Origin of the sequence: Flavobacterium sp. CF136 (assembly GCF_000282055.1) — a bacterium.
GTDB lineage: Bacteria > Bacteroidota > Bacteroidia > Flavobacteriales > Flavobacteriaceae > Flavobacterium.
In genome coordinates this window covers 92,652-114,051 of the sequence record NZ_AKJZ01000009.1, presented here as the reverse complement: position 1 = coordinate 114,051, position 21,400 = coordinate 92,652, and the positions used below count along the sequence as shown (strand labels likewise).

Below are 21,400 nucleotides of genomic sequence, written 5' to 3'. Positions count from 1 at the left end.
TTATTGTTTGTAATTGTATTGGTTATCAGAAAGGATATTGCCATCTTTGTCTTTTACAAATTTGAGCCTGCCAAAACTATCGTAGGTATAAGTGATCTTATCTTCTTTAGGGTCTGTTATTGTACTTACCCCCACCAGTGGGATATGGGTATAGGTTGTGACCATGGCATTTGATAAAGAATTTCTTAAATTATTTATAGCAGTCAGGTCCGTTTCATTTATATTGTTTAAATCTGATATTCCTAAAGCTATAGCAATCTGTGCATTTGTAGCGTTTTCAATTTTCGCAATAGGCTGCGTTTTGTTATATCCCCAGATAATTGACACAGGAATTCCATTTTCAAGTGTATACTGCTGAATATTCCCTTTGTCATCGTATTGATCAAATATTAGTTTTCTATCAGTTGCTGTTCCTATATTAATATCTGTAGTTCCTTTATTTGTATGGATTTCTTTTGATAATAAAAGATTTCCTGTAGAAGTGGATTTATCATACTTAACATGTTTTTCAGATAAACTTAACATGTTTTTCAGATAATTTTAAAGAGCCTTTAAAAGTTTTGATTATAATGGGTTCTGCTATTCTATTGGTATTAACTAGTTCTTGCATGTAAGGTGTTTGTTCTATGGTTACTAAGTCTTGCGGATAACTGTATTTTGTTATAAGTTGTTCGCCTTTAGAATTGGTATAGTCGTTTGATGTCAAAGAATAAAAGGGAGTGTTACCATAAGTATTTTTAGAAATTGTTTCTATTTCTTGATTTGGAAAATAATTTGTTTCGGTTGTAGAGATGAGTTTTATGATCCCATAGAAGTTTTGATAAGTCCACATAGAATAATTACTAAAAAGAGTAGGTTTATTATAAGCACAACTATCATAATCAAACTCGTCAGGCACCTTGTAGTTTCGTCTTGCAATAAAACTTCTCAGGTAGTTACTTGATAATAAACTGTAACCAAATACTTTTTTAGATTTTAGATTATTTAAGGTGTCATAAACTCTTTCTTCTTCAATTAAATCCTTAAAAAAATCTGCATAATTAGATGCGGGTACTCCATAAATATTATCCCCAAAAAGCATTTGTCCGGGAGTATCAGAATTAAGGGTATACAGTTTTTCGTTAGCTCCATTTTTTACCCCATTTTTTTCATACATTTCTGTAACAGCAGTGTAACTAATAGCCTGACGGGTCAAATAGGAAGCATTGGATGAATTTGAGTTTATAGATATTTTGCGAATCCCCTGAGGGCCGCATCCAGTCATCTCAGTTGTACAATAAAGTACAGATTGTGTACTTGAATAAAATAAGGGTTCATAATAATGCTGCATAGTTGTATTTGCAGATGCATAATCAACTAATTTATTATAATAAAAGTGGCGTTTATTAAAGCCTTGCTCATTGGTAATGTCTTCAATTTCTTTCACTCTGGCGCCTCCCCCATATATTGTTTTTTCTATTGCCGTTTTGTTATATAAAATAGCAACACTGCCATAAACCCCGCCTTTATCTAATGAAATTATTATTTTGTAGGTACTCCCGCCTACAGTGCAAATAGGAGCGGTGGACGTTGAAGTTGGCTGACTCAGACAAGCTATTGTTTTATCAGTTTTTAGATGGCTTCCATAAAAAGGATACTGATCCAATATCAATATATTATCTTTATATACCTTAACATTGTATTTGGTACTGGCAAGTCCTAATGAACAAGTACCCCCTTGGTAGTTTGCAAAAGCATCAAAATTCAAAACAGAACCATCTGAAACAAATTCAAAAGTACCTATTACCGGAGTTGTATTGCTATCGCAGTATTTTATTATGTTTATTGATTTCGAAAGGGGCTCTTCTACAGGTTTGGTATCCGCATTTGCTTCATAAGAAATTGTAGTATTACCACCAGTAGGATACGTGATTTTTTTTAGCATACCATAATAGACCACATTTGGGTTTACTTCTAAATTAGCAGTAGCCAAATCAGAACTAATATAAGCTGCAATATCAGAATTCAATAAACTACTGCTAAAAGGTTTTGCGTTGGCACTGCCATTATTAAATCCAAATTTATCTTTGGAAAAACTTAAACGAGTTGGTAGTTTATTATTTTCGTAATATTCAAAAGAATATTTTTCTAAATTAGCAGACTGTAAATCCCCATTAAAAATTATTTCTTTTAAAAACAATCTATATCCTAAACCTGTTTCTGCTGATAAACCGGAATTAATCGGTGTTGATCTGTTACTAACCATATCATAGTTTAGATTCACTTGCTTAACCAGTACATTATTTGCTGTAATTTTTACTGATTTTAGAGATTTCCCTCCTCCATCTTCCCTGCCTGAATTGTAGTCAAAAGCCACAATATTATTTTTGAAACTTATTGTAGATATTACTTTTGATTCCATATTATTACCACTGGTACAATCAGTGACAGTTTGCATAAAAGCAGTTCCTGTCTGATTAGAACATCCTTGTGATAGGGTTAAGTTTTCGCTAAAGCTTGTTTTATAGTTCAAACTATTTGCTGCATAGGTAAAAGAGACAACATTATTTTTTGGGGAAATTATTTCTTTTAAAAACCAACTAGAGGTATACGGTATTACTTGGCTGGAACATTCTTCATAATTAATATTTGTTTCTATAAAATTGGAATCGCCACCAAATATATATTTAAATCCTTTCTCATCGGTAATTGTAAAACTGGTAATATTATTGTTTAAAATTTGATAAGAAATCATAATATGTTCATTATCCATAATATGTGGTACCAAATCCTGGTCAAAATAAAAACTGCCAGAAATCCCATTGGCATTAAAAGAAAACCAATCCTGCTCACCATCATAACTGGAATCCCTAACTAAATTTTGTATATATAACTTTGAGGTTTCGTCTGACAAGTCTATTGTGGAGGGATACCACCGGCCTCCTGCGCCTGCCAAGTCATCTGGATAATCTTTTACAACCCTGGAAATTACACCTCCTGCATTTAAGCTCCAGTCTGTTCCAACTATACCGGATAATCCATCAACATTCACCCCGTGGCTATAATAGTTAAGAGAAATGGGGGCATCGATATCCCCAGATTGAACAGTATAAACAGGAACATTATAAGCAAAACCTCCTGAGCTTCCATTTAATGGTAAATTGCCGTATGTTGAAAAGGCATAAGCAGTTGGAGAAGGAGGTATAATTTTTTGAACAAATTCTTTTACGTATGGTGCATTTTGAGATTGTACGTAAGAATTTAGAAATAATAGAATTATTAAAAAGGTTTTTTTTGACATTGAAAATGTTCTTGAATAGTTAATATGGTTTTAATTATAGTTTTAAAATTAATCATCAAATTTGTTGAAATTTATTTTTCCAAAAGTATTAAATTTTAATCAGATTTTTATACTGATTAAAATTTACAAAAAAATAGGCAGCTCAATTCGAACTGCCTGTTTTTATACTATTTATTCTCTGCTTATTTCTTTATGATTTTATCTCTAAAAACAACTTTATTATTTTCGGTCAAAGTGTAAATATAGATACCGGTTTTAAGATAACTTACAGGAACAGCTGTATCATTTTGCTGTCCTCCAGTAATTCCAACAGGGTTTCCGACTAAACGCCCGCTGATATCATAAATTCTTAATTTCAGATTCTTCTCTGTGTTACTTTTGACAAAAACATTCATAACATCTGTAACAGGATTAGGATATGTTCTCACAGCAAATCCGTTATTTGTTTCAAAATCAATTGTTCCCAGATTGTCTTCTTTTAATTCAAAACGGGCAATTACCGGACCATGGTCTGAAGTTGTGGTTGTATAACTTGCAATATCTGTACGCGGGTCATATACTGCGATAGAATTTGCAATATATTCATCTGACAGCTCATTAGAAATTATAATATGATCTAAAAATCCTGTGGAACTTAAATAACTATAAGCACCAGCCTGGCTAATCCCCAAAGTAAGTGCATTGTAATTACTGGTATCATTAACAAATGCTTCGTAAGATGAAGGATTCGGCGTAATAACAGATGCTTTTACATCATCATTAAAATCTCCCAAAATCATCAAATTTGCATTTGGATAATAAACATCCAGACTGTCTTTTAATAATTGGGCATCGTATTTACGCATATTGTATCTCGCTATATCTGTTCCGCTATTGGCACGGGCATGAAGATCAATCAGGGTAATTTCTTTTTTAACCCCACCAATATTCGTTTCTATTTGTACCATATAAGGCAAACGTCCTGATGAAAAGAAACTGTCATCATTACTACCCGGATAATTTGGTAAAGTCGTTGTATTTGCACGGATCTTATCATATAAGTCCTTAAACATTACGCGGGTGCTTTTTACGGTAGTAGTTTGTGTATTGTAAAGTACAACCAGTTTTTGAGGAGGAAAATTCGGGTCGGGTGCATTGAAAGAATAGGACCATGATGTCGAAATCGTTTTATCAAATGTTTTTCCGTTAATGTTTATTTGCTTAATTAATTCATTTAAAGACGGATCATCAGAAACTTCCTGAACCACATACACATCTGCGTTTAATTTGTTCATGACTTTAGCCACATTCTCAATTTGCAAAACGTCATTAGTTGGACCAAATTCAACATTATCAGTACCTTTTACATCGCTGCCAAAGAACTCTAAATTATAGGTTACAACATCAAAAGTATCTGCTTTTGGCAAAGAAGAACCTGTCAAATTTCCAATTTGTTTATTCAAAGAAGTTGCGGTTACAGTTAATGCTCCGGAAATAGTTAATGTTTTCACCGAAGGTGTAAATCTTGCGTAAATAGTTTTTCCGGCTGATGCATCAAGAGCGTTTACCACAACATCGGACTGAAACGAATTATTATCTAAAGACAACTGATAATCTGCAGGAGCTGTAATTGTAATATCTCCATAACCTCCGGCGTTGAAAACAAAAGACTGACTGGCAGAAACCGTATTCACATTTACAACTCCAAAATCTAAAACAGGGTTTGAAGCTACATATCCTGATTCATTTGTAATAGCAATATCATCCAGTGACCATTCTGCAGCATTATTGCTTCCTCCTGCCGTAGTTTCGTATACCCATGCCAAGTAGGTATGACTGGTTTTATATCCTCCCAAACTTATAGATTGTGATTGAACATAAGTTCCTGTTGTTGTTGGGAAATTTCCATCTAATTCTGTCCATGTAGCTGTTTCCGGATTACTCTTACCATCATAATCAACAGAAACCATTAATTTTAAACCCGGACCTGCAAAATATTTATGGGAATAAAAAGACAGCAATGGAAATTGACTAAAATTATCCAAACGTAATTTTGGTGATATTAACCAATCTTTACTGGCTCCGCTATCAGAATAGCCATTCATAAAAACTGCACCTGTTCCGGTATTCACATTTCTGGCAGTCGTCGTATATGCCCATTTATTAACGCTTCCGGCTATATCATACTGTGTCCACCCACTATTTGTTAAAACATTTGCATCGTTAAAATCTTGCACATATGGATTAATTCCTGTTCCGGTAAGGGTAACTATTTTGCTTGCTGCACCAGTTGACTCATGTGTTATCTGACCCGAAAAAGTAGTCGTTGCATTTGGAGTAAACTTTACATAAACTGTTGGAGTTGCATTTGCTGCAAAATCAGATACATTAAATAACAAAGAAGATCCAAAAGTGCTGTTATCTTTCGAAATTGTAAAATTAGCTGAAGCAGTTACAGCAACATTATCCGTAAGATTTGCTCCCTGAATTTGATAACTTAAACTTTCTGAATCATAACTGGCTTCTGAAAACCCTAAATCAAGTGAAGTACTTGTTGTGGATAAAGAAGGAACTATTACATTTGAAGTTGTAACATCAACTTTATTTACAACTGTCTGTATATTACCATGCGAATCTTCAGAAATGGAGAAAACACTATAAGCTGTATTAAGACTTAATCCGGTAAAACTTTTTACATATACCTGAGATTCATCAGTAATATCCAAAATTCCTGATTGCAAAGCTGCAGTTCCGTTTGCATCAAGACCGGCTTTTATCTGAGTTGAACTTGGCGTAGTACTTCCGGAAGGCAATAATACATAATAAGTTTTTCCTGATTCATCTAATTTATTAGAAAAATCAAAGCTTTGTGATAAAATATTATCTGCTTTTGGATAACCTGCATCACTTATTGGAGCGGTAACATCGCTTTGAATATCAATATTATCAATTGCAAAAGAAGAACGTGAACCACTACCAGAGAATTGTCGAGAAATCCATCTAATCTGAACCATAGGCTGATTATCACATTCCGCAGGCAAAGTGACTTTTATTGTTTTCCAATTATCTTGAGGGGTAGTATCTCCTGAACCGATTTTTGTAGTCGTATTATTTCTATAAACAGTTTCTAATAATGATGTAAAATCCGCTGTAGTCCCTACCCGGTATTGCAGCACCATTTCATTAATACGTGTGTTATTGCTTCCATTATAAGGATTACGAATTACCATAGCATCGTATTGAACTTGTATTCCAAAATTATTAGTTGTATTTATAGCTAAACCTATTGATAAATCCAAAAATGAACCTCCATTTAAGAAACCTACTTTTTTATTGTAATTATAGATGGCTCCAGTAGAAGAACTAGCCGAACCATTAGCAGTTAAATCTTTATTGCCATAAATTGTACCTGATGTTGTAAAATTTGAAGGAGTTGGAACACTTGAAGGATTGCTGGCAGTCCATCCTTGCAATCCGACTGGCAAAGTTGTTAATTCTGGCGTCAAGTCATCAAATTTTTGCGTATAAGGCAAGGATTGCGCCGTAGGCATAGTCTGTGCTAAAAGATTCGCCGAAAAGCAATAAAAAAAACTTAAAAATGCCAATAAATGACGCAAAGAGTAAATGTTTTTCATAGTTTAAAAAATAGAGTTTTTAGTGGTTAAATTTATATCCTTTAAAGTTAAGGGAATATTATAAAACCATGAATTTATTAAATCATATTTTATAAACATTTCTCAACAAAAACATCATTATCGACAAATTAATTCAAGTATTCTCAGGTATATCTTAGTTTTTACGAGATTATATGTTATTTTAAAAATTTCAATACTTTTATATTTTTAACAGGAAAAAGCTTAATTTAAATTTATCCGTAATGAAAAATGAAAATATTACACTACAATAAACTATCTTAAACCGAGATAGCTCTTATAATTTTAAAATAAATAACTATTTCACTCATCTAATTTCATATTTCCTCTGTTTTCATGATTATCCGGATGAGAATTAGGGTAACGATTTGGGGTGATATCCGAATTTCTATCTTTATTTTCAATCGTTTTTTTCACCTCTTCTTCAGTCGAAACCCCACGATTTGAATTTTCATTATCTATTTCTGCTTGATTTGAAACTTCTTTTATTTTCTCGTTTTCATTCCGTGCTCTCTCGACAACTTCTTTATTTCCGTCAGCATCTGTTACAACTTCTTTTTTTAGTTTTAATTCATCAGATTTGGTATCATGCGAAACATTTTTACCTTTAGAATCCTCTATATTTTTTTGCACTCCATTTATCTTTTTAGTTCCTAAATTATTAGTTTCCATATCTTTATTTTTTAAATTCCTATTAATATTACGAATTCTAAGACTGAAATCTAAGTTCTTTAACATAGCTTTTGGATAATAAAACAACCCTTCTTTCAATAATAATCAAACAAAACTATCTTTGCATAAAAAATTCAGCATGCACCAACATTTTATTCTTTTTAAACCTTACGGCTATCTGAGCCAGTTTATATATGAATTAAAAAGAAAGAAAAAGCTTTTGGGGGAATTATATGATTTCCCCGAAGGTACAATGGCAATTGGCCGTTTGGATGAAGACTCTGAAGGGTTACTTTTACTTACAACTGACGGAAAAGTAAGCGAGCAAATAAGAAGCAAGAAAGTTGATAAAGAATATTATGTACAAGTTGACGGCATTATAACCCCGAAAGCTATCGAGCAATTGCAAAAAGGTGTTGAAATTGGTTTTGACGGAGGAAAATATAAAACCAGACCCTGCTCTGCTTTTATTGTTACTGAAATTCCTGATTTTGGACCAAGAGCCAAAAAGATCAGAGACGAACGTCATGGACCTACTTCCTGGGCTTCGATTACGGTAAATGAAGGAAAGTTTCGTCAGGTTCGAAAAATGACTGCTGCAGTTGGTTTTCCGACCTTGCGATTGATACGTGTTCGTATAGGAAATGTATATTTGCAAAACCTAAAAGCCGGCGAAGTTATCGAAGTCGCTGATTTTAAATTAAATAATGAGTCAATTTGATAATTAGATCATTTCCCTAAGTCTTTTAATCTTTTAATTTTAAAAAATAATGCTAAACGTTGTTCTTGTAGAACCGGAAATACCAAATAATACCGGAAATATTGGACGCTTATGTGTGGGTACAGAAAGCCGATTACATTTAATTCATCCGTTTGGATTTGTGATTAATGATAAAAACCTGAAACGTTCGGGTTTGGATTACTGGGTACATCTTGATGTGACCGAATATCAAAATATAGAAGAATGGATAAAACAAATTCCGGATCAATCGCGAGTATTTTTGATGAGTTCACATACCGAAAAATCATATTTAGAAACGGATTTTCAGGATGGTGACTGGTTAGTTTTCGGAAAAGAAAGTGTAGGCTTAAGCAAAGAAGTCCTTGCTCGTTTTGAAAATCATTTAACGATTCCGATGTCGAAATTAATCAGAAGTTTTAATATCGCGAATTCTGTTGCTTTTGTAGTTGGCGAAGCTAAAAGACAAATTGGTTTAAAATAACAACATGAGAGAAGAAATTACTGTAAATGAAGCTCTAAAAAAAGGAAGAATAAAACTTATCTATTTGCCGATTTCAATCATCGTTGGCTTTATTGGATTAGGATTATTATTTAAAGAAAATCAATCTATTGGAGAATGGATTCTCCTTTTAAACTTGATTGCAGGAATCTTATTAGCATGGTTAACATGGAGTTATTTTGTTAATGATTGGAAAATCTGGGCGTATGAAAATGTAAGAAACATTCATGAATTGCAACGAAAAGCAGTCGAAGAAAAATTAATCTGGGAAAGTGGCAGCTGGTTCGAAAAAACTGAATTTAAAAGTCCAGAGCAAAAAATAAAGCTGAAAGCATTAGAGAAAAAATTTCTTGAAAAAGATGTTCACAAAGACAATTTAAGTGTACCTAAAGAAACATTAATATTTTATTCAAAAACTGCTTTAGTATTTCTATTAATTATAAGATTGGGAATGATTTCTATTGGAATCTATTTTCTTTGGGAAGAAAATTATTTTGTTTCATTTCTTATCGCAATTGGATTATATCTTACCTATGAACAAATTAAAAAACTAAGAGATAATGAACCTCAAATCATAATTAATGATAAAGGAATAAAATTAAAAAATAAAAAACTTGTCTCATGGGAAAACATACATAATGATAAAGTATTTACAAAAACAAATGGAAAAAATTCCATAAATTATCTCGCCTTTAATAATGAAATGGTTGATATTGGTGAGTTAACCGTCAAATTTGAAGAGTTAGAAAACTTACTTCATGTTTATAGAGTACGTAATGAAATAATCACTAAGTCACAATAAACTTCCCTTTTTCTACATCAAAAATAATATGCTCATCTTTGAACAAAGTGCTAAAACTTCCTTTCGAAATTAAATTACAAGGCTCGTCCTGAACAACTAAATCTGGCGTCATAATAATCATTTCATCACTCAATTGTATCGCCAGATCAATATCGTGAGTTGAAAATAATATGCTTTTTTGAGTTTCCTGCGTTAGCTTTTTCAGCAATTTAAAAAGTGAAACTTTATGCAATAAATCAAGATGCGTTGTGGGTTCATCAAGGATAATTAATGGAGTATCTTGTGCCAGTGCACGGGCAATTAAAACTTTTTGTAATTGTCCGTCGCTTATTTCGAAATGCCTTTTTTGGGCTAAATGACTAATTTGAGTTAGTGCCAAAGCTTCATTTACTTTTATGATATCTTCCGGAGTTAAAGTACCGATCCAATTAGTATATGGCTGACGACCCAAAGCAACCAACTCAAAAACAGAAAGATTACTTGATGGCAGCTTTTCGGTCAAAACCAAACTTAAATTTTGAGCTAAATCTAAAGGTTTGTAGGTATTTATATTTTTATCATTCAGAAAAACAGTTCCTGATAATGGCTGCTGAATTCCGGTAATGGTTCTCAATAAAGTCGATTTCCCAATTCCGTTTGCTCCTATCAAAGAAATTAGTTTCCCTGATGTTAGATTCAAATTCAGGTGTTCGGCAATAGTCACAGTTGTTTTCCCGGACTTGTAGCCAATACTTAAATTTGAAGTTGTTAGGATCTTTTTCATTTTATTTTGATGCTTTTTTTTCTAACACATAGAAACATAGATTTTTTTCGCCACTGATGATACATATTATTTTTCAATATTTAAAAATCATTTTGATTCATTAATCTGTGATAAAAAACAATTTACGTAAAATTTCTTTTTCGTACTAATAACCAAATTACCACAGGTGCCCCAATAATCGAGGTAATAGCATTTATTGGAAGTGTAACATCGAATCCCGGCATTTCGGAAACTATATCGCAAAACAACATAATAATGGCCCCAAAAAATAAAGTACTCCAAAACAAAATCGTATGATTGCTGGTATGAAAAGTAAGCTTTGCAATATGCGGAACTGCCAATCCTACAAAAGCTATCGGACCTGCAAAAGCAGTGATACTTCCTGCTAATATACTTGTTGCAAATATGATAATCAATCTGGCTCTTTTGAAATTCAGCCCCATACTTTTTGCATAATTTTCGCCTAAAAGCAATGCATTTAAAGGTTTTATACTACTGGCACTTAAAAGCAGACCAAAACAGACACAAACTAATAAAACAGAAATTGAATTCCATGAAAGGTTACCAAGACTTCCCAACGACCAAAAAGTAAACTTCTGAAGTTGTTCTGCCGTACTAAAATAGGTTAAAACACTAACAATTGCTGTAGTAAAACTTCCGAACATCAATCCGACAATCAGAATGGCCATGGTATCCCGTAATTTTTGAGAAACCAATAAGACCAATAATAAAACCAACGTACTACCTAAAGTTGAAGCCAAAACGATTCCGTATGATGATAATGCAATCGTTCTTAAAAAAGAAGGCAAAAAACCGGCTCCTAAAATTACAAATGCCACTCCTAAACTTGCACCTGAACTTAATCCCAAAACATAAGGTCCGGCGAGTGGATTCCTAAATAAAGTCTGCATCAGTAATCCGCTAATTGACAATCCCGTTCCTACCAAAACGGCTGTAATTGCTTTTGGTAATCGATAATTTATGATAATATATTCCCATGTCGATTTACTTGCCTGACCACCTGTTAAACTGGTATAAACTTCTTTGAATGGAATCGCAACTGAACCTAAACTAATACTTGCAAAAAACATCAAAACCAGGCCTAAGCCAAGTAAAAGGAATAATAGTGTGTTTCGTTTTTTATTTGTCAATTTAGTTCAGTTTAGTGGCAAAAGTAAATTCGTAACCCGGCAATAAATCCGGGTGAAAAATCTTGATATAATCTTTTAGGACCAAATCCGGACGACTTGGTGATAATTCATAATAAATTGTTCCGCCAGTAGCGCCTAATTTACCCTCAAAAGTATAAATTGTTTTATTCTTAAATGCATCAAACTCGCTGTAATGCGGATTCATTTTTGCAAATTCATTCAGCGTTTTTACAGAACCCGTAGCAATCCAGAAATTAGCAGACTTCGCTTTGTCCAGAACTTTTTCGAATGACAAACCTTCACTTCCGGTTCCTTTTAAATTTGCCCATAAATAATTAGCCTGAGCATCTTTCATAAATTGGGCTACCCAGCTATTTCCTTTTGCAACATACCATACATCTTCATACATAGAACCGTATAAGACAGTTGAAGTCGCTTGTTTTGTAGAAACCAGTTTCTTAGTTTGTTCATAACTCAAAACAATTTTATCAAACAACTCCTTGGCTTTATCTTCTTTACCAAATAAAGCCCCGTAAAGCTTAATCCATTCAGCCTTTCCTAATGGGGATTGTTCCATCCAGTCCGCCTGAATAAAAACATTCAGACCGCTTTTTTTCAAATTATCCAACATCGGATTGTTATTGTCTACACCAAAAGTAACAATCAGGTCCGGCGATAATTCGATAAGTTGTTCCATATTTAATTTTTCGTTTTGACCAACATTTTTAACAACTCCCTGATCAATCAATTTTCTGGTTTTTTCAGAAGACACATAATCGGTATGCGGAAAACCTGTTAATTTACTTTCAACATCCAGCATTTCGAGAAAAGGTATATTTGTGGTTGAGGTAACTACAACAGACTCCAAAGGAACTTTTATTGTACTGTATTTTTGCAAGCTATCCGGAACTTTGGCATCTTTTTCTTTTAAAACATATGTAAATTTTTTATTGGCGTTTGGCCACGGATTTGTAACCATTACTACCGAATATCCTTCGTGTTTTACAATAGAAAGTCCGGAAGCATACTCAATACTGTTTTGGGGAATTTCAGTTTTAGCAATCTCTGTTGTTTCATTTTTTTTGCATCCAATGAGAAGAAAAAAAGATAAAATAAAAATAATTTGAGAAAATAAATGTTTCATATGCAGGTTATATAATTTCAGGGAAATGGCATTGTTATTGTTTTACTGAATCTGTTTTTGAATCATTGCGTAATCAAACTTTGCATCTTTCAATAAGGGCAAAGATAACGCAATTTCTATTTTTTTTATTTACCTTTATTCTTACAAAATTAAACAAATACTATTTTTAAATTATGAGTCCCATAAAAATAAAAGTTTGTTCAGGTTGTCAATCTTCTTTTAGTTGCGGAGATGTTTCTGCTGAAAATAAATGTTGGTGCAATGACTTCCCTCCTATATTTAATCTTTCAGAAGGACCGGATTGCCTTTGTCCTGTTTGCTTTAAAGAAGCATGTATGGACAAAATTGATGCTTATATAGAAACTATCACTCCTAAAAAAGCTTTAAAAAATAAAGCAATATCTTTACCCAAAACCGAAAAGTTAATTGAAGACATTGATTATTACATTGAAAATGGTAATTATGTTTTTAAATCCTGGTTTCATTTAAAAAGAGGCAGCTGCTGTGGAAATGAATGCAGACATTGCCCATATTAATTATAAATTGTTAATTCGTAAAATTAAAACACAATTGGTCTTCTGCGTTAGGGATAGCAACGGCATCCTTTTATTTTTTCTTTAAAAAATAAAAGATAAAGTGGATAGCCCGACCGAAGGGAACGCCCAAATATTCATAATTTATAATTAAAAACAATGATTTATTTAATTACCGGCGGCGAACGATCCGGAAAAAGCAGTTATGCTCAGAACCTGGCTTTACAACTTTCCAACACTCCAATATATGTGGCAACGGCCAGAAAATGGGATGATGATTTCCAGAAAAGAATCGATAGACATCAAGAGGAACGCGATGAACGCTGGACCAATATTGAAAAAGAAAAAAATCTGAGTGAAATTGATTTTACCGGAAAAACAGCTTTAATTGATTGTGTTACGCTTTGGCTGACAAACTTTTTTGTTGATCATAAAAATGATGTTTCATTATCTTTGGAAGAAGCAAAAGCTGAATTTGAAAAAATGGCAAGCCAACCCGATACAACTTTAATAATTGTTACCAATGAAATTGGAATGGGTGTTCATGCCGAAACCCATATTGGCAGAAAATTTACTGAGCTGCAAGGCTGGATGAATCAGTTTCTGGCTTCAAAAGCAGATGAAGTAGTTTTGATGGTTTCCGGTATTCCTGTCAAAATAAAAGGTTGACAATTGCAATGACAAAACTCAATTGCAATATCAATGTCAAAAAATCAGTAAAAAAATCTAAATCCTTAAATTCCAAATTTCAATATTGGCGTAGTATCTTTACATTAGATTCAACATTGAAATTGTAATTGATTTTTGCAATTGACATTGAAATTTACAAATTATGAGCTATTTAGATGATATTTTAAAATCACGCCGTGACACCCGACATTTTACAAGTGATGAAGTACCGGATGAAGTGATCCGTAAAGCTTTGCAGGCCGGACACTGGGCACCCTCTGTTGGGCTGACAGATGCTACAAAATATTATATTATTAAATCGGAAGAAGTTAAAAGTGCCATTAAAAATCTGTTTTTAGATTATAATGAAAAAGCAGCATTACTGACAGATAATCCCGAACAAAAAGAGCATTATGAATCATTAAAACTAGAGGCGATTGAAGAAGCTCCAATTGGACTTATTATTGCCTATGACCGATCGGTTCTGAATCAATTTACGATTGGAACTGTTGGCAGTAATGAAGCGGTGAAGTTTAGTTCTGTCTGTGCAGCGCAAAACATCTGGCTCTCGCTTACCGAGCAAGGATATGGGATGGGATGGGTTTCGATTTTGAATTATTACCAGTTTAAAAAAATACTTGATTTACCTGAAAACATTGAACCTTTGGGTTATTTCTGTATCGGAAAACCAGCTACCAATTATGATAATCAGCCGATGCTTCAGCAATTAAACTGGAAACAAAAATCTGAATCTCCGGATTGTATCGAAATTAAAAATATAGTTAAAAGCGAGATTCGGGATATTCAAATAAACTTTGAAACTCAACCTCAAAACAAAATAAATTTCAATCAGCTGTTACAGGACAAAATAGATTCTAAAACTAAACCAATTGGCGCATTAGGCGTTTTGGAAACTTTAGCTTTTCAGATGGGAAGTGTTTTTGAAACTTTAAATCCAAAAATAAAAAATCCGAATATTGTTGTTTTTGCGGCAGATCACGGAATCGCAAATCATGGCGTGAGTGCTTATCCACAAGATGTTACCAGACAAATGGTTACTAATTTCCTGGAAGGCGGGGCTGCAATAAATGTTTTTTGCAAACAAAACAATATCCGGTTATCTATTGTTGATTCCGGAGTGAATTATGATTTTCCAACCAATGCAAAATTAATTAATGCCAAAATTGCTAAAGGAACCCAGTCTTTTCTACATGCTCCTGCAATGAGTGAAACAGAATTACAATTGTGTTTTGAAAAAGGAAAATCTATCATAACAAATATTGCCAATACAGATTGTAATTGTATAGGTTTTGGCGAAATGGGAATCGGAAATACCTCAACAGCTTCTGTATTAATGAGTATTTTAACCGGTATTCCAATTGAAGAATGCGTTGGAAAAGGAACTGGTGTTGAAGATGAGAAACTAATTCAAAAACAAAATTTACTAAAAAAAGCAATTGATAATTATTCCGGTCAAGCCGAATTAATGCAACAATTGTCTTATTTTGGGGGTTTTGAAATTCTACAAATGGCAAGCGGAATGCTAACAGCTTACGATCATAAAATGCTGATTTTAGTTGATGGTTTTATTTGTAGCACTGCCTTCTTAATTGCTTCAAAAATAAACCCTGACATTATTAAAAATACTGTTTTCTGTCATGTTTCTGCTGAACAGGCACATCAAAAACTATTAAATTATTTGAATGCAAAACCAATTTTAAATTTAGATTTGCGTCTTGGTGAAGGTACCGGATGTGCAATTGCTTTTCCTGTGCTAAAATCAGCTGAAGCTTTTCTGAGTGAAATGGCTACTTTTGAAAATGCCGGGGTTAGCAAAAAGTAAAAAAACAATTCCAATTTCAAAAATCAATTTTAAATTTTATAAAATTTCCTTTTTAAATGAAAAAAGAACTCCATATTTTCTTTACATCCTTAATGTTTTACACCCGAATTCCATGTCCAAAAAACATAGATCATAATCCGGATTATTTGAATAAAGCAACACGCTATTTCCCATTGATTGGATGGATTGTTGGCAGTATTTCCTTTTTAGTTTTTTATGTTTCTTTACTTTTTCTATCAACAGAAAGTGCCGTAATTCTCGCAATCATTGCTTCAGTCTTAACAACGGGAGCTTTTCATGAAGATGGTTTTGCAGATGTCTGCGATGGCTTTGGCGGAGGCTGGACAAAAGAAAAAATCCTGATGATCATGAAAGACAGTGCTATTGGCGCTTACGGAGCGATTGGTTTGGTATTGCTTTTTTTACTGAAATTTAAATTGCTTTCAGAGTCTGTTTTGCTTTTTCAAATTAATGATTCAATTATTGTTTTTCAAATTTTCCTGTTGTTTATTTCAGCTCATGCTTTGAGTCGTTTAGCAGCAATTTCAATTATTTTTACATATGAATATTCACGGGATAATGCAACCAGCAAAAGCAAGCCTATTGCTAAAAGCAACACATGGAAAGAAGTTTTTGGCGCTTTTTTCTTTGGATTAATTCCTTTGCTGGCACTCTCCTATTTTAAATATCAATTTCTTTTGGCTTTAATTCCGGTTTTCATAACAAGATATTTTTTAGCCCGTTATTTTCAAAAATGGATTGATGGATATACCGGAGATTGTTTAGGTGCAACACAACAACTCTGCGAAGTTGTTTATTATTTAAGCATTCTTTTTATATGGAAATTTATTTAGTACGCCATACCGAAACAGTCTGCGAAAAAGGTATTTGTTACGGGCAATCTGATGTTGGACTGGCTGAACCTTTTGAACTTATTTTTGAGAATATTATTTCGCAGTTACCTTCAGAAGCTATTATTTTTTCAAGTCCGTTACAGCGTTGTGTTATTTTAGCAAAATATATTCAAAATAAAATTAAAATCATTTCTTATCAGGAAGACGAAAGATTAATGGAAATGAATTTTGGTGATTGGGAAATGAAAAACTGGAATGATATTCCGCCTCAACAACTCAATCCATGGATGGAAGATTTTGTAAATATTTGTGCTTTCAACGGAGAATCTTTTGTTGAATTGCATAAAAGGACAGGTACTTTTTTATCCGAACAAATTTCAAAAAAAACAGACAAACCAATCATTATCATTACTCATGCCGGTATCATCAGAAGTTTTTTATGCCATCATACTTCATTGCCATTAAAAGATGCTTTTCAGAATAAAGCAGATTTTGGACAAGTTATCAAAATAGATTTCTAAAACCCTTTTTGTTTAGAAATTCTTTTAAAAAGTAAAACAAATTTGAATCTTTCATCTTTTTAACTTTATATTTGCATCCGATTAAGGTTGTGTTTTTATTTGAAAACACATTAAAAGGGAATCAAGTAACTGATTTTTAATGTTTTAAAATCAAAATTCTTGAGCTGTACCCGCAACTGTAAGCTTAGTTCTTTAATAGAGAATGCTTGTTGTTAACTACAAAACCACTGTCACGCCCTGCGTGATGGGAAGGTAAACAACAAGACGCAAGCCAGGAGACCTGCCTTTATAACAAATATCGAACTCTCGGGAAAAAGAGTGTAGAAATTATGACTTTAAAAAAACGATTTACTTTCTGCTTTCTGCTTTTGTGCCAGATTATTTTGGCGCAGAATGACTCTATTACAAAATTAAAAGAAGTTGTAGTTTCTGACAGTAATCTCAAAAAATTCTCAAATACACAATCCGTTTCAAAACTTAATGATTCTATTATCAGCAAAAATGAAGCTTTGCTTACTGATTTATTAAATTTTAATTCAACACTCTATTTTAAAGAATACGGACGCGGAATGCTTTCTACGGTTTCATTCAGAGGAACTACTTCTTCTCAAACTGCCGTAATCTGGAACGGTATCAATATCAATTCACAAATGAACGGAAGCACTGATTTTAATACAATTTCAGGTTCCGATTATAATTCTGTTAGTGTAAAAGCAGGCGGAGGAAGTGTAATTTATGGAAGTGGTGCCGTGGGAGGAACCGTACACTTAAATAATGATATGACTTTTTATGACCGTTTTGAAAATAATTTAAAATTAGATTACGGAAGTTTCAATACTATTGGAATTAATTATAAAACCAATATTTCTAACAAGAAATGGAGCGCTCAAATCGGGTTTTCAAAAAACAGTTCTACAAACGATTATAAATATCTAAACCGATATACCTGGAAAGGTGAACAGCGATGGAATCAAAATGGTCAATACGATATCATAACACTAAATGCTAATCTGGGCTATAAATTTGATGCTAAAAATAGTTTGAAATTTTATAGCCAGACATCAAACACGGACCGAAATACATCTCTAGTTACTGAAACTGACACTAAAAGTAAATATGTAAATGGTTTCAACCGTAATCTATTAGACTATGATGGCAATTTTGGAAAGTTTACAACTAACTTTAAAACCGCTTATATATTTGAAAATTACCAATATTACGCCGATAATACCCGAAAAGATTATTCATACGGAAAAACTGAAAGCCTGATTACAAAACTCGATTTAGGATATACACTTTTTAAATCAACACAATTAAACGGTATTATAGATTATAGCCGAACCAAGGGTTTCGGATCCGGTTTTGGAAACCATCTCAGAGAAATCAGTTCTGCCGCTTTATTAATAAAACAAGACTTTTCATCAGATTGGAAAAATGAATTTGGTATCCGAAAAGAATTCACAAACAATTACAAATCGCCTGTGTTATTTTCCATGGGTTCTTCGTATCAGTTCAGTCAGTTATATAATTTGAAATTGAATATATCCCGAAATTTCAGGATTCCAACCTTTAATGATCTGTATTGGGAAGAAGGCGGCAACCCGGATTTAAAGCCTGAAAGTTCTTATCAGGCAGAAATTGGAAACGTTTTTACATTCAAAACCATTTCGCTTACACAGACATTTTATTACATGAAAATAAAAGATTTATTGCAATGGGTTCCGGGTAAAAACGGGATTTGGTCACCAAAAAACCAGGATAAAGTTAACAGTTATGGAGCAGAAACTTTATTAAGCTGGAAAAAACATTTTGGTAAAAATTATCTTGTTGCAAATATGACTTATGCTTACACGATTTCAGAAGATGAAGAAACTAAAAACCAGCTTTTCTTTGTTCCTTACAATAAAGTTACCGGGGCTGTTTCTTATTCAAGAAATAAAATTTCAGCTTATTATCAATTTTTATACAATGGTTTTGTGTACACCAGAGCAGATAATAATCCAGACGAAATAATAAACGATTACATGATTTCAAATCTGGGTATCGATTATGATTTTAAATTTTTAGACTCTTTCAAACTTGGCTTTCAAATTTTAAATGTCTTTAATGAAGAGTATGAAAGTTTAGAAGACAGACCTATGCCAGGTCGCAATTTTAATATGTATTTAACCTTAAAATTTTAATATTATGAAAATTACCAAACTGTTTTTAATAGCGCTTAGCGTTTCTCTATTTGTTTCCTGTTCGAATGATGAAAGTGATAATGAACCAAAAGGAGTTTATGACAATGGTTTTTTTATTTTGAATGAAGGAAGTGCGGGACAAGGAACCGTTTCGTTCTCAAGCGATGATTTTAGCAGCTTCACAAAAGATGTTTATACTGCGGCTAACACAAATGATTTGCTTGGAAAATATGCCCAAAATATCTTTTTTGATGGCGACAGAGCGTATATCATTGCAGGATCAAATGTGATTAATGTTGTAAACAGATATACTTTCAAGTTAATTGCTAAAATTGAAAGCGGACTTGTAAACCCAAGATATGGTGTTGTAAAAGATGGAAAAGCATACGTAACCAATGCAAATACTTACGCATATCAAAATGCTGAAACCGGTAATACTGACGATTATGTTGCCGTAATTAATTTAACTACAAACATTGTTGAATCTAAAATCGAATTGAACGCTACAGCAAATAGAATCGTATTAGAAGGTGATAAATTATACATTACAGAACCATACAATAGTGATAAATTATTAATAGTTAATATTCCAAATAAAATGTTGGAAACTCCAATAACTATTGGTTCATCTGCTGATACCTTGGAAGAAGAAGATGGCACTTTATATATTTTAAGAAATCCTTATGGAGACAGAAGCGAAATAGTAAAAGTAAAATTATCTGACAAAACAACTTCTAAAATCACATTCCCGGAATCACTGGACGGAAATGGATATTTAGACATTTACAACAACCAAATTTACTATACTGTATCAAACTCAGTTTATAGTGTTAATATAAATGCAACATCTGCTTCTACTACACCAATTGTAACTGCATCATCTGTTGCTAATTTATACGGATTTGCTGTTAATAATGATCGTATTTATATCGCCGACAGTGGGGATTATAAAGCTGACAGTAAAGCTTATATCTATAGTTTGAACGGAACATTACAAAAAGAATTAACTGTTGGTGTAGGTCCAAATGGTTTTTACTTTAATGACTAAAAATATTTAAAGCCCTTATAATTTTTTATGAGGGCTTTTTCTAAATCAAATTTATGATAAAAAAATTACTTTTAAGTTTACTACTTATTTCATCAATAATTACGGCACAATCCTATGCTCCGCCTGCCGGACAGGCTGGCAGCACGGCAATAGCAAAAAGCAGTTCTGTTTTTATAGGCTGGGCAACAGGAATTACTGTTGTAAGAGGTCCTCAGGATATTGCAAATCCTACTGGCCCATTAGCTTCTTCAGGCAATCCAAATGATGCTTTAGGAGGAACAAGTACTAGTGTGGTTTCCTTAGGAGACGGAGGAAGTGCAACTGTTACCTTTGCTTCTCCAATTGCCAATGGTTCCGGATTTGATTTTGCAGTTTTTGAGAACGGTTTCTCGGATACATTTTTAGAATTAGGTTTTGTAGAAGTGAGTTCTGACGGAATTAACTTTTTTAGGTTTCCTTCTCATAGTGAAACTCAAACCACTACTCAAATTGGTGGTTTTGGAGCAGTTGACTGTAGATATATAAATAATCTTGCCGGAAAATACAGAGCCAATTTTGGAACTCCATTTGACTTATCTGATCTTCCTGACAATGCTTTATTAGACAAAGATAATATTACACATGTAAAAATAATTGACGCAATAGGAACAATCAATCCTTTATATGCTTCTCATGACAGTCATGGAAATATTGTTAATGAGCTATATTCTACTCCGTATGCAACAGGAGGGTTTGATTTAAATGCTGTTGGTGTAATTAATCAAAAGACTTTAGATAATAAAGACTTTAACAAAAATGCTGTAAGCCTGTATCCAAATCCTGCATCAGATATTGTATATATTGATAGTGAAGAAGAAAGCGATGTAACAATTTATAATATTTCCGGGGAAATTGTTAAAACGTTGCCTAAAGCAAATCATAAAGCAATTACTGTTTTTGATCTAAACTCAGGCATTTATTTATTTGAAGTAACAATTCAGAACAAAAAATCAACTACGAGAATACTCGTGAAATAATTCATCCTTAAACGGAAACGGCAAAATGAATCGTTTGCAGTATGATAC

18 protein-coding genes and 1 riboswitch are annotated in these 21,400 nt (G+C 32.9%); of the genes, 11 read left to right on the top strand and 7 right to left on the bottom strand.

Going from position 1 to position 21,400, the window contains the following annotated elements; translation table 11 throughout:
- The 4 genes from PMI10_RS03625 to PMI10_RS03610 form a co-directional block, all read right to left on the bottom strand.
- Complete coding sequence (locus PMI10_RS03625) at window positions 1-525, bottom strand: RHS repeat protein (RefSeq protein ID WP_007804594.1); 525 nt, start codon at window positions 523-525, stop codon at window positions 1-3.
- Window positions 509-3,280 (bottom strand): hypothetical protein, encoded by a 2,772-nt coding sequence (locus tag PMI10_RS03620; protein ID WP_007804592.1) that lies wholly within the window; start codon window positions 3,278-3,280, stop codon window positions 509-511. Before PMI10_RS03620 ends, PMI10_RS03625 begins: the two co-directional genes overlap by 17 nt.
- 182 nt (window positions 3,281-3,462) lie before the next feature.
- The gene (locus PMI10_RS03615; protein ID WP_007804589.1) at window positions 3,463-6,894 is read right to left on the bottom strand and encodes a T9SS-dependent choice-of-anchor J family protein; all 3,432 of its coding nucleotides are present in this window, start codon (window positions 6,892-6,894) and stop codon (window positions 3,463-3,465) included.
- Window positions 6,895-7,215: 321 nt separating this feature from the next.
- Complete coding sequence (locus PMI10_RS03610) at window positions 7,216-7,584, bottom strand: hypothetical protein (protein ID WP_007804587.1); 369 nt, start codon at window positions 7,582-7,584, stop codon at window positions 7,216-7,218.
- Between the two features lie 139 nt (window positions 7,585-7,723).
- Between PMI10_RS03610 and PMI10_RS03605 the strand changes: the two genes are divergently transcribed.
- The 3 genes from PMI10_RS03605 to PMI10_RS03595 are packed head-to-tail and all read left to right on the top strand — an operon-like array spanning window position 7,724 to window position 9,627.
- Entirely contained in the window at window positions 7,724-8,305 is a 582-nt protein-coding gene (locus tag PMI10_RS03605) for a pseudouridine synthase (RefSeq protein ID WP_007804584.1), read from the top strand.
- A 49-nt stretch (window positions 8,306-8,354) separates the two neighbouring features.
- Window positions 8,355-8,807: a tRNA (cytidine(34)-2'-O)-methyltransferase gene (locus PMI10_RS03600; RefSeq protein ID WP_007804582.1), complete on the top strand. Its 453-nt coding sequence runs from the start codon at window positions 8,355-8,357 to the stop codon at window positions 8,805-8,807.
- A gap of 4 nt (window positions 8,808-8,811) precedes the next feature.
- A complete protein-coding gene (locus tag PMI10_RS03595) occupies window positions 8,812-9,627 on the top strand; it encodes a hypothetical protein (RefSeq protein ID WP_007804580.1) in 816 nt (271 codons plus the stop codon).
- Here the strand turns inward: PMI10_RS03595 and PMI10_RS03590 are convergent.
- The 3 genes from PMI10_RS03590 to PMI10_RS03580 all read right to left on the bottom strand — a co-directional run bounded on the left by PMI10_RS03590 (window position 9,614) and on the right by PMI10_RS03580 (window position 12,685).
- The gene (locus tag PMI10_RS03590) at window positions 9,614-10,390 is read right to left on the bottom strand and encodes an ABC transporter ATP-binding protein (protein WP_007804579.1); all 777 of its coding nucleotides are present in this window, start codon (window positions 10,388-10,390) and stop codon (window positions 9,614-9,616) included. The genes PMI10_RS03595 and PMI10_RS03590 overlap by 14 nt on opposite strands.
- A 122-nt stretch (window positions 10,391-10,512) precedes the next feature.
- Entirely contained in the window at window positions 10,513-11,541 is a 1,029-nt protein-coding gene (locus PMI10_RS03585) for a FecCD family ABC transporter permease (RefSeq protein WP_007804577.1), read from the bottom strand.
- 1 nt (window position 11,542) lies between these two features.
- Window positions 11,543-12,685 carry an ABC transporter substrate-binding protein gene (locus PMI10_RS03580; protein ID WP_007804575.1) on the bottom strand — a complete coding sequence of 381 codons (1,143 nt, stop codon included), beginning with the start codon at window positions 12,683-12,685 and terminating at the stop codon, window positions 11,543-11,545.
- Window positions 12,686-12,858: 173 nt separating this feature from the next.
- On the opposite strand from PMI10_RS03580, the gene PMI10_RS03575 reads away from it, so the two are divergent.
- The 8 genes from PMI10_RS03575 to PMI10_RS03540 all read left to right on the top strand — a co-directional run bounded on the left by PMI10_RS03575 (window position 12,859) and on the right by PMI10_RS03540 (window position 21,352).
- Complete coding sequence (locus PMI10_RS03575; RefSeq protein WP_007804573.1) at window positions 12,859-13,221, top strand: DUF5522 domain-containing protein; 363 nt, start codon at window positions 12,859-12,861, stop codon at window positions 13,219-13,221.
- Window positions 13,222-13,377: 156 nt separating this feature from the next.
- On the top strand, window positions 13,378-13,887 hold the full coding sequence (cobU, locus tag PMI10_RS03570; RefSeq protein ID WP_007804572.1) for a bifunctional adenosylcobinamide kinase/adenosylcobinamide-phosphate guanylyltransferase: 510 nt from the start codon (window positions 13,378-13,380) through the stop codon (window positions 13,885-13,887).
- A 163-nt stretch (window positions 13,888-14,050) separates the two neighbouring features.
- Window positions 14,051-15,730, top strand: coding sequence for a nicotinate-nucleotide--dimethylbenzimidazole phosphoribosyltransferase (gene cobT / locus PMI10_RS21830; protein WP_007804570.1), 1,680 nt, complete (start codon window positions 14,051-14,053; stop codon window positions 15,728-15,730).
- A gap of 56 nt (window positions 15,731-15,786) precedes the next feature.
- Window positions 15,787-16,584, top strand: coding sequence for an adenosylcobinamide-GDP ribazoletransferase (locus PMI10_RS03560; RefSeq protein WP_007804567.1), 798 nt, complete (start codon window positions 15,787-15,789; stop codon window positions 16,582-16,584).
- Window positions 16,569-17,105, top strand: coding sequence for an alpha-ribazole phosphatase (gene cobC / locus PMI10_RS03555; protein WP_007804565.1), 537 nt, complete (start codon window positions 16,569-16,571; stop codon window positions 17,103-17,105). Before PMI10_RS03560 ends, cobC begins: the two co-directional genes overlap by 16 nt.
- Before the next feature lie 67 nt (window positions 17,106-17,172).
- Window positions 17,173-17,408, top strand: a riboswitch (cobalamin riboswitch).
- 26 nt (window positions 17,409-17,434) lie between these two features.
- Window positions 17,435-19,288 (top strand): TonB-dependent receptor plug domain-containing protein, encoded by a 1,854-nt coding sequence (locus PMI10_RS03550; protein ID WP_007804563.1) that lies wholly within the window; start codon window positions 17,435-17,437, stop codon window positions 19,286-19,288.
- A 4-nt stretch (window positions 19,289-19,292) separates the two neighbouring features.
- Window positions 19,293-20,336, top strand: a complete 1,044-nt coding sequence (locus PMI10_RS03545) for a DUF5074 domain-containing protein (RefSeq protein ID WP_007804561.1) — start codon at window positions 19,293-19,295, stop codon at window positions 20,334-20,336.
- Between the two features lie 53 nt (window positions 20,337-20,389).
- Complete coding sequence (locus PMI10_RS03540) at window positions 20,390-21,352, top strand: T9SS type A sorting domain-containing protein (RefSeq protein WP_007804559.1); 963 nt, start codon at window positions 20,390-20,392, stop codon at window positions 21,350-21,352.
- Window positions 21,353-21,400 lie beyond the last annotated feature (48 nt).

What these genes read in the sequence shown, in the direction of transcription:
- PMI10_RS03625 (WP_007804594.1), bottom strand. Translation starts at nt 525, where the DNA reads ATGTTAAGTTTATCTGAAAAACATGTTAAGTATGATAAATCCACTTCT.
- PMI10_RS03620 (WP_007804592.1), bottom strand. Translation starts at nt 3,280, where the DNA reads ATGTCAAAAAAAACCTTTTTAATAATTCTATTATTTCTAAATTCTTAC.
- PMI10_RS03615 (WP_007804589.1), bottom strand. Translation starts at nt 6,894, where the DNA reads ATGAAAAACATTTACTCTTTGCGTCATTTATTGGCATTTTTAAGTTTT.
- PMI10_RS03610 (WP_007804587.1), bottom strand. Translation starts at nt 7,584, where the DNA reads ATGGAAACTAATAATTTAGGAACTAAAAAGATAAATGGAGTGCAAAAA.
- PMI10_RS03605 (WP_007804584.1), top strand. Translation starts at nt 7,724, where the DNA reads ATGCACCAACATTTTATTCTTTTTAAACCTTACGGCTATCTGAGCCAG.
- PMI10_RS03600 (WP_007804582.1), top strand. Translation starts at nt 8,355, where the DNA reads ATGCTAAACGTTGTTCTTGTAGAACCGGAAATACCAAATAATACCGGA.
- PMI10_RS03595 (WP_007804580.1), top strand. Translation starts at nt 8,812, where the DNA reads ATGAGAGAAGAAATTACTGTAAATGAAGCTCTAAAAAAAGGAAGAATA.
- PMI10_RS03590 (WP_007804579.1), bottom strand. Translation starts at nt 10,390, where the DNA reads ATGAAAAAGATCCTAACAACTTCAAATTTAAGTATTGGCTACAAGTCC.
- PMI10_RS03580 (WP_007804575.1), bottom strand. Translation starts at nt 12,685, where the DNA reads ATGAAACATTTATTTTCTCAAATTATTTTTATTTTATCTTTTTTTCTT.
- PMI10_RS03575 (WP_007804573.1), top strand. Translation starts at nt 12,859, where the DNA reads ATGAGTCCCATAAAAATAAAAGTTTGTTCAGGTTGTCAATCTTCTTTT.
- cobU (WP_007804572.1), top strand. Translation starts at nt 13,378, where the DNA reads ATGATTTATTTAATTACCGGCGGCGAACGATCCGGAAAAAGCAGTTAT.
- cobT (WP_007804570.1), top strand. Translation starts at nt 14,051, where the DNA reads ATGAGCTATTTAGATGATATTTTAAAATCACGCCGTGACACCCGACAT.
- PMI10_RS03560 (WP_007804567.1), top strand. Translation starts at nt 15,787, where the DNA reads ATGAAAAAAGAACTCCATATTTTCTTTACATCCTTAATGTTTTACACC.
- cobC (WP_007804565.1), top strand. Translation starts at nt 16,569, where the DNA reads ATGGAAATTTATTTAGTACGCCATACCGAAACAGTCTGCGAAAAAGGT.
- PMI10_RS03550 (WP_007804563.1), top strand. Translation starts at nt 17,435, where the DNA reads ATGACTTTAAAAAAACGATTTACTTTCTGCTTTCTGCTTTTGTGCCAG.
- PMI10_RS03545 (WP_007804561.1), top strand. Translation starts at nt 19,293, where the DNA reads ATGAAAATTACCAAACTGTTTTTAATAGCGCTTAGCGTTTCTCTATTT.
- PMI10_RS03540 (WP_007804559.1), top strand. Translation starts at nt 20,390, where the DNA reads ATGATAAAAAAATTACTTTTAAGTTTACTACTTATTTCATCAATAATT.